This window comes from Streptomyces sp. NPDC004561, assembly GCF_053602155.1.
Map to the genome: position 1 here is coordinate 1 of NZ_JBSGDB010000379.1, position 8,663 is coordinate 8,663.

The 8,663-nt window shown below is 71.3% G+C and carries 5 protein-coding genes; 4 read left to right on the plus strand and 1 reads right to left on the minus strand.

The genetic code is table 11. The annotated features are described in order from the left end of the window. Positions 1-37 precede the first annotated feature (37 nt). Positions 38-1,261 (minus strand): trypsin-like serine peptidase, encoded by a 1,224-nt coding sequence (locus ACWEN3_RS34710; protein WP_452979159.1) that lies wholly within the window; start codon positions 1,259-1,261, stop codon positions 38-40. A 376-nt stretch (positions 1,262-1,637) separates the two neighbouring features. On the opposite strand from ACWEN3_RS34710, the gene ACWEN3_RS34715 reads away from it, so the two are divergent. The 4 genes from ACWEN3_RS34715 (at position 1,638) to ACWEN3_RS34730 (ending at position 8,604) form a co-directional block, all read left to right on the plus strand. Next, positions 1,638-3,107, plus strand: a complete 1,470-nt coding sequence (locus tag ACWEN3_RS34715; RefSeq protein ID WP_452979161.1) for a diaminobutyrate--2-oxoglutarate transaminase family protein — start codon at positions 1,638-1,640, stop codon at positions 3,105-3,107. A gap of 262 nt (positions 3,108-3,369) precedes the next feature. Beyond that, positions 3,370-5,325, plus strand: a complete 1,956-nt coding sequence (locus ACWEN3_RS34720; protein ID WP_452979163.1) for an IucA/IucC family protein — start codon at positions 3,370-3,372, stop codon at positions 5,323-5,325. Positions 5,326-5,356: 31 nt separating this feature from the next. Beyond that, entirely contained in the window at positions 5,357-6,073 is a 717-nt protein-coding gene (locus ACWEN3_RS34725; protein WP_452979166.1) for a GNAT family N-acetyltransferase, read from the plus strand. 554 nt (positions 6,074-6,627) lie between these two features. Further along, entirely contained in the window at positions 6,628-8,604 is a 1,977-nt protein-coding gene (locus ACWEN3_RS34730) for an ATP-dependent DNA helicase (protein WP_452979169.1), read from the plus strand. The last annotated feature ends 59 nt before the right edge of the window (positions 8,605-8,663 follow it).

Genomic DNA, 8,663 nt, shown 5'->3' on the forward strand with positions numbered 1-8,663 from the left:
GGGGCGGCGGGCCTTCGCCATGCCGGCGCGCGCGGGGTTACCGCGCGGCGAACTTCTTGCTGACCGAGTCGTACACGCCCTTGGCGACATCACCCAGCCGGGGACCCGCCAGCCAGCCCGAGGTCACCGGGCCTATGGACGTGTTGGACACCAGCGCCGGCTTGCCGTCCGCACCGGTCTCCACCCAGCCGCCCCCGGAGGAGCCTGCGGTCATAGTGCAGCCGATCCGGTACATCGTCGGGTCCGACCGGTTGAGGGACAGCCGGCCCGGCTTGTCCTTGCACTGGTACAGCAACTGGCCGTCGAACGGCGCCGCCTCCGGGTAGCCGGACGCGGTGATGCTGTTCACCTTCGGCACCGCCGGGGCGCCGAAGTTCACCGGCAGCGCCCCGCCGACCGTCTCCTCCAGCGACTTGCCGCCGTTGCCCTGCTCCGGCGTCACATGGACCACCGCGTAGTCGTACGAGGCACCGTTGCCGCCGGTCGCGCCGCCCTGGTCGATCCACTGCTGCGAGGTCTGCGCCGCATCGGCCCACCAGACGCCGTACGGGGCGATCTCGGACCTGCTGGCGTTCTGCAACCGGGCGGTCGGCTCGGCGGAGTTGTTGTACGAGGGCACGAACGCCATGTTGCGGTACCAGCCGCCGCTCTTGCCGGCGTGCACACAGTGACCCGCCGTCCAGACGAGGTCGGACTTGCCCGGGTGCGCGGGGTCCTCCACGACCGTGCCCGAGCACACCATGTGGCCCTCGGGGGAGTCGAAGAACAGCTTGCCGAAGGGGGAGGCGTTGGTGTGGTACGGCGCCGATACCGCCTGCGCCTTCACCGGCTGCGGGGCCGGGTCCGTCACGCCCTGGTCACCGGAGATGTCGTTGTCGTTGACACCCTTGTTCGGGTCGTTGGCGTGACGCATCCGGTTGGGGTCCCACAGACCCTTGATGATCGGGTTGATGAAGTCGTTGGCCTCGCGCAGCCACTCCTTCTTGTTCCAGTTCTTCCAGGCGCCGTTCTTCCACTTGTCGATGTCGATCCCGTGCTCCTTGAGCCTCTGCTTGAGGTCGTCCGGGATCCTGATCTTTCCGTCGCCGGGGCCGGCCGCGGCCGCGGAGGCGGACGGCGTGCCGCCGGCGTGGTCGTCGCCGCCGCAGGCCGTGGCGGTCAGCGCCAGCGACGAGACGAGGGCGACCGCCGCCAGCGAGGACGAGGCGCGGCGGGTGCCACTCCCTCGCCGAACGGTGAACGACGGCCGTATGGATCGCATGCTCTTGACTCCCCCTGTGGTGAAGGAACTCGGCGCTTCGGCCATGGCACCGGCGGCTGACCCACGGGGAGTTCATGCCGGACCCACGGCCATCTCGGAACGGCATCACACACTATGCGCTCGCTGTGGGGGACTTCCCATGGAACGGCAACGGTTTCGCTACGAGCTGTCCGACCTGCCACATCGTCCCGGAACGTGCTCGGTCGGCTGCCTGGCCCCGCGGGTCGGCACGGCAACGCTCCCTTTACAACAACGATCTCGAGGAAAACCGTAACCCGCTGAACCGTCCGCGGTTGTAGCGGGTGAGGGGGCCTGCCGCCTGAATCGGGTCCCCGTGGATCAACGTGTCTCTGAACAGCGGGGAGGACAACGGGCCGTGGCCGTTACGGAGTCGATGGCTGATGGCGCACGCGGGGAAGCGCGTGCCGTGCACGAGGGGATCCTGCGACGCCAGTCGGCGCGCGAATCCTCGGCGCGCACCTACGCGAGGGCCCTTCCCATCGTCCCCGTCCGGGCGCGCGGACTGACCATCGAGGGCGCCGACGGCCGCCGCTATCTGGACTGCCTCTCCGGCGCCGGCACCCTCGCCCTCGGCCACAACCACCCGGTCGTGCTCGAAGCCGTCCGCAGAGTCCTCGACTCCGGCGCCCCCCTCTCCGTCCTCGACCTCGCGACCCCCGTCAAGGACGCCTTCATCACCGAGTTGTTCCGCACCCTCCCGCCCGGCCTCGCCGACCGGGGCCGGGTCCAGTTCTGCGGGCCGGCCGGCACCGACGCGGTCGAGGCCGCCCTCAAACTGGTCCGGGCCGCGACGGGCCGCACCGGCATCCTCGCCTTCACCGGCGCCTACCACGGCATGACGGCCGGAGCCCTGGCCGCCTCCGGCGGCGCCCACGACGTCCAGGTCGCCCGCCTCCCCTATCCTCAGGACTACCGCTGCCCCTTCGGCGTCGGCGGCCGGCGCGGCGCCGAACTCGCCGCCCGCTGGACCGAATCCCTCCTGGACGATCCCAAGTCCGGTGTACCGCTGCCCGCCGGAATGATTCTCGAACCGGTCCAGGGCGAGGGCGGGGTGATCCCCGCTCCTGACAACTGGCTGCGCCGCATGCGGCAGCTCACCGCGGACCGGTCCATCCCGCTGATCGCCGACGAGGTGCAGACCGGAGTCGGCCGGACCGGCGCCTTCTGGGCCGTCGAGCACAGTGGCATCACCCCCGACGTCATGGTCCTGTCCAAGGCCATCGGCGGCAGCCTTCCGCTGGCTGTGATCGTCTACCGCGACGACCTCGACGTCTGGCAACCCGGCGCCCACGCCGGCACCTTCCGCGGCAACCAGCTCGCCATGGCCGCGGGCACCGCCACCCTGGCCCATGTCCGGGAGAACGGCCTCGCCGAACGAGCGAACCGTCTCGGCTCCCGCATGCTGGACGAACTCCGCCGGTCGGTGGCCGAGTTCGCATGCGTGGGGGACGTACGGGGCCGTGGGCTGATGATCGGACTCGAACTGGTGGACCCGGAGGGTAACGGAGCTACGGCTGAGCGGCCCGCTGCCGGCGACCTTCACACGGCACCGACCGGATGGGAGGCCACCCGCACCCCACTCCCCGCCGCGCCCGAACTCGCCCTGGCCGTCCAGCGCGAGTGCCTCCAGCGGGGGCTCATCGTCGAACTCGGCGGCCGTCACGGGGCCGTCGTACGGCTGCTTCCTCCCCTGACGCTCAGCGACGAGCAGGCGGCGGCCGTCCTGGACCGTCTGACCGACGCGGTGGCAGCGGTGGCCCGCGACCACGAGGGCCACGGCCCACAGCACCGACGATGCCACAGCCCTGCCCAGCGCTCGGGCTGACCACCGCGCCCGCCCCGCCCGGGCCCCGAGCCCGGCGAGAGCCCTGAGGCCATGCCCCATGCCCATCTCGATCCCCCGCTCCGCTCAAGGAGGCCGACTTCGGCCTCCGTTGACAACCCGACAACCCCATTGATCGCACCCACCCTGCTGCGGCACCGATGTGGCTGACTCCCGAGGCAGCCTTCCGCGTCCACGAAGCGGCGAGCGAGCGGACGACCGAAAGACCCCGCACCCACCCCGCCCCGAGCACCGAGGAGCCGTCATGAACGCCACCCCCACTCCCGACGGCCGTTCCGGTGCCCCCGACGAACCGGGAGAATCGGGCGCCCCTGCCTCCCCCGCATCGTTCGCCGAGTCGGTTCCGCAGCAGCGGAGGCGGAAGGTGGACCTCACACGACGAACACAGCCCGGCGGCGACCTCCTGGACCATCCCGACCCTCGCACCGCGGCCCAGGCCGCAGCCGTCGAGAACCTCCTGCGCTGCTGGGCACGCGAGACGGATCTCCCCGCCCCTATGACCGGCACCCTTCTCATCCCGCTGCCCGCCAGCGGCACCTCCCTGATCGCACCGGTCCACTACTGGTCCCCGACGGGCTGGCACCGGTTCGGTTCGCCCCGGTTCGCCGACGCGCCCGAGACCGCCCCTCCCGTCGACGCCGTCACCCTCGCGGCGTTGCTCGCCCGGGAGAGCCCCGGCGACGGAGGCGGCACCATCCGGACCGCGGAAGCCTGCGCCGACCGGTACGGCGACGACGGAGACCTCGTGGCCAGGGTGGCCGACTCCCTCCGGCACACCGCCAGCTTCATCCGCGACCGGCGCGAGCACCCCGCCAACGGCACCGACCTCTTCCTCAGCGCCGAACAGGCACTCCTCCTCGGCCACCCCCTGCACCCGACCCCCAAGAGCCGGGCAGGCCTGACCGAATCGGAAGTCCGCCTCTACTCACCGGAGTTGCGCGGCTCCTTTCCCTTGCACTGGCTGGCTGTCGCCCCCTCTCTCCTGGTAACCGACTCGGCCTGGACGGAACGCGGCCGCCCCGTCCCGGCCGGCGACCTCGTCCGACGTCTCGCCGATACCGCCCTGCCGCTGCCCGACGGATACACCGCCCTGCCGCTGCACCCCTGGCAGGCCCGCGAGGTACGGCACCGCGAAGCCGTCGCCGCCCTGCTCGACTCCGGACACCTGCGTGACCTCGGACCCCACGGCCCCGCCTGGCACCCCACCTCCTCCGTACGAACCGTGCACCGGTCCGGCGCCCCCACGATGCTCAAGCTGTCGCTGGGCCTGCGCATCACCAACTCCCGTCGTGAGAACCTGCGCAAGGAACTCCAGCGCGGAGTCGAAGTGCACCGGCTGTTGCGCGCCGGACTGTCCAAGCAGTGGCAGGCCGTACACCCCTCCTTCGACATCGTGCGCGACCCGGCGTGGCTCGCCGTCGACGGCCCGGACGGCCTGCCGGTGCCCGGCCTCGACGTGATGATCAGGCACAACCCGTTCGCCCCGGCAGACGACGCCGGCTGCGTCGCCGGACTCGTCTCACCGCGGCCCACCGCCGAGCCGGGTCCCGAATCCGCTGCCGATCAGCACGCGTGGCCCATGCGGTCCCGACTGGCCCGGCTTGTGGCGCGGCTCGCCGCCCGCACCGGCCGACCGGTCGACGCCGTCGCCGCCGAGTGGTTCCTGCGCTATCTGCAGCAGGTCGTCCGACCCGTGCTCTGGCTCGACAGCGAGGCCGGCATCGCCCTCGAAGCCCACCAGCAGAACACCCTGGTCCTGCTGGACGGCGACGGCTGGCCCGCGGGCGGCCGCTACCGCGACAACCAGGGCTACTACTTCCGCGAGTCCCGGCGAGCCGAACTCGACGCCCGGCTGCCCGGCGTCGGCGAGCGCAGCGACACCTTCGTCTCCGACGAGGTCACCGACGAACGCTTCGCCTACTACCTCGCCATCAACAACGTGCTCGGTCTGATCGGTGCCTTCGGCTCCCAGCGCCTTGCCGACGAGCGACTGCTCCTCGCGGCGTTCCGACGCTTTCTCACCTACCTCGCCACAGGGCCCTCCCCACTGCGCACCTCCTTGCCCGGCCACCTGCTCGATTCACCGGTGCTGCGCTGCAAGGCCAACCTCCTGACCCGGCTGCACGGCCTCGACGAACTCGTCGGCCCGGTCGACACCCAGTCCGTCTACGTCACCATCGCCAACCCCCTTCACTCATAGATCCATTCGTAAGCGCAGAGAGGACCGCGCCGTGCCTCCCACCGATGCGAGCGCCCACACCGCCCCCGCCCCTGTCGAGCCCGGCACCCGGATCGACACCGAGTCCGGCGAGGACACGCTGGACCTTCGCCTGCCCACCGAATTCGTAGCCCTCTTCTCCGGGGGCACCGCCGACCTCCTCGACCGCGTCCACACCTGGGGGCCGGTCGCCACCCCCGTCGGCTCCTTCCAACTGGCTCCCGTATGTATCGAGCGAGATCTGCCGCTCATCCACGGCTGGATGAACGACCCCTCCGTCGCGGAGTTCTGGGAACTGGCCGGTTCCCTGAACCGGACGGAGGACCACCTACGCGCCCAACTCGACGGCGATGGGCGGAGCGTGCCGTGCCTCGGAGTACTGGACGGCACGCCGATGAGCTATTGGGAGATCTACCGGGCGGACCTGGATCCACTGGCCCGCCACTATCCGGTCCGGCCGCACGACACCGGGATCCATGTGCTCGTCGGTGCTGCCGGTGACCGTGGGCGGGGGCTGGGATCGGCCCTGCTCAGAGCCGTTGCCGCCCTCATCCTGGACCGGCGTCGCACCTGCGCGCGCGTCGTAGCGGAACCCGATCTTCGCAACACCCCCTCCGTCTCCGCGTTCCTGAGCGCCGGCTTCCGGTGCGCGGCCGAGGTCGACCTGCCCGGCAAGCGGGCCGCCCTCATGGTCCGTGACCGAGTCCTGCGCGACGATCTGTGGCGCTGAGTGATTGACGTCTCACAGTGAGTACGAGCGGCGGGGTTCGGGTGTTCCCGTGTGCCGGAAAAAAGTTCTCGGACGCCGAGACCGTCATGTGCGGGGGCGCCGGAGGCCCGGGGAGGTAGTCGCGGAGGCCGGGGCTCCGGAGACCGAGGGGACCGCCGGACAGCCGGAGCCATGAGTTTCGGTCTTGGGCGGGCGAATTTGGGGAGTCCGGAATGCCGGAGCTAGCGGGCCGCCGATGGGCCGGACCACGGAGTTCAAGGAGCCGCCGGAGAGTGGGGTCGCGGTACTAGTCGCAGTACCAAAGGAACCGCTGGGATGCCGGACCATGGACCCAGGGAGTCCCCGGAGAGCCGGCCCGGCGAAATCCAACGAGCCACGCCCATCCCCTCCAGTCGCCGACCACCACCCGCCCCCTCCCGGCGCCCACCCCACCCATCACCCGCCAACCTCCACAGCCACCCCCGCAACCCGCCCAGGAGCCCCGTCGTGATCCCGCCCCCTCTCCCCGCCTTGACCACCCGTTTGTCAGTGCCGGGCCGTAGGGTGGTCGGGCTATGACGAAGCCCTCACTCCCCGAACTCCTGCATGCCGCTGTCACAGCCGTCGGCGGCACGGAGCGCCCCGGCCAGGTGACCATGGCCGAATCGGTCGCCGAGGCGATCGACGACGGATCCCACCTGCTGGTCCAGGCCGGCACCGGCACCGGAAAGTCGCTGGGCTACCTCGTGCCCGCGCTGGCGCACGGGGAACGCGTGGTCGTCGCGACCGCCACGCTCGCGCTGCAGCGCCAGCTCGTGGAGCGCGACCTGCCGCGCACGGTCGACGCCCTGCACCCGCTGCTGCGCCGCCGCCCGGAGTTCGCGATGCTCAAGGGCCGGTCGAACTACCTGTGCCTGCACCGCCTCCACGAGGGCATGCCCCAGGACGAGGAGGACGGCCTCTTCGATCAGTTCGAGGCCGCCGTGCCCACCAGCAAGCTGGGCCAGGACCTGCTGCGGATGCGGGACTGGGCGGACGAGACCGAGAGCGGCGACCGGGACGATCTCACCCCGGGCGTGTCGGACCGCGCCTGGGCACAGGTGTCGGTGTCGTCGCGGGAGTGCCTGGGCGCTTCGAAGTGCGCGTACGGCGCCGAGTGCTTCGCCGAGATGGCCCGCGAGCGCGCCAAGCTCGCCGAGGTCGTGGTCACGAACCACGCGCTGCTGGCCATCGACGCCATCGAGGGCGCCCCGGTGCTGCCCCAGCACGAGGTACTGATCGTGGACGAGGCGCACGAGCTCGTCTCCCGGGTCACCGGAGTCGCCACCGGCGAACTCACGCCCGGCCAGGTCAACCGCGCGGTGCGCCGCGCCGCCAAGCTCGTCAACGAGAAGGCCGCCGACCAGCTGCAGACCGCCGCCGAGGGCTTCGAACGGCTGATGGAGCTGGCGCTGCCGGGCCGCCTGGAGGAGATCCCGGAAGACCTCGCCTACGCACTGATGGCACTGCGTGACGCCGCCCGCACGGTCATCTCGGCGATCGGTGCGACGCGCGACAAGTCGGTCCAGGACGAGGACGCCGTCCGCAAGCAGGCCCTGGCCTCGGTGGAGTCGGTGCACGACGTGGCGGAGCGGGTGGTGAACGGCTCGGAGTGGGACGTCGTCTGGTACGAGCGGCACGACCGTTTCGGTGCCTCCCTGCGCGTCGCCCCCATGTCCGTCTCGGGGCTGCTCAGGGAGAAGCTGTTCGCGGACCGGGCTGTCGTCCTCACCTCGGCGACCCTCAAGCTGGGCGGCGACTTCAACGGCGTCGGCGCCTCCCTGGGGCTCGGCCCGGAGGGCGCGGAGGGCGAGGACCTGCCGAAGTGGAAGGGCATCGACGTCGGCTCGCCGTTCGACTACCGCAAGCAGGGCATTCTGTATGTCGCCAAGCACCTCGCGCGCCCGGCGCGGGACGGCGAGCGCGGCGACATGCTCGACGAGCTGACCGAGCTGATCAAGGCGGCCGGGGGACGCACCCTCGGGCTGTTCTCGTCCATGCGGGCCGCCCAACTCGCCGCGGAGGAGCTGCGCTCGCGGATCCCGGAGTTCCCGATCCTGCTCCAGGGCGAGGAGACGCTCGGCGAACTGATCAAGAACTTCGCGGCCGACCCCAAGACCTGTCTCTTCGGCACGCTGTCGCTGTGGCAGGGCGTCGACGTCCCGGGGCCCAGCTGTCAGCTGGTCGTCATGGACAAGATCCCGTTCCCGCGTCCCGACGACCCGTTGATGAGCGCGCGCCAGAAGGCGGTGGAGGACGCGGGCGGCAACGGGTTCATGGCGGTGGCCGCCACCCACGCGGCCCTGCTGATGGCACAGGGCGCCGGTCGCCTCGTACGCGCGTCGGGGGATCGCGGCGTGGTCGCCGTACTGGATCAGCGGCTGGCCACCGCGCGGTACGGCGGGTATCTCAAGACGTCGCTGCCGGACTTCTGGTTCACCACGGACCGCAACCAGGTCCGCAGGTCGCTCGCGGCGATCGACGCGGCGGCGCAGCAGGCCGAGGCGAAGTGATCACGGGGTGTGCCCACCCGGACCCCTGCGGCCACCCCCCGATACGGGGGCCGCCCCGA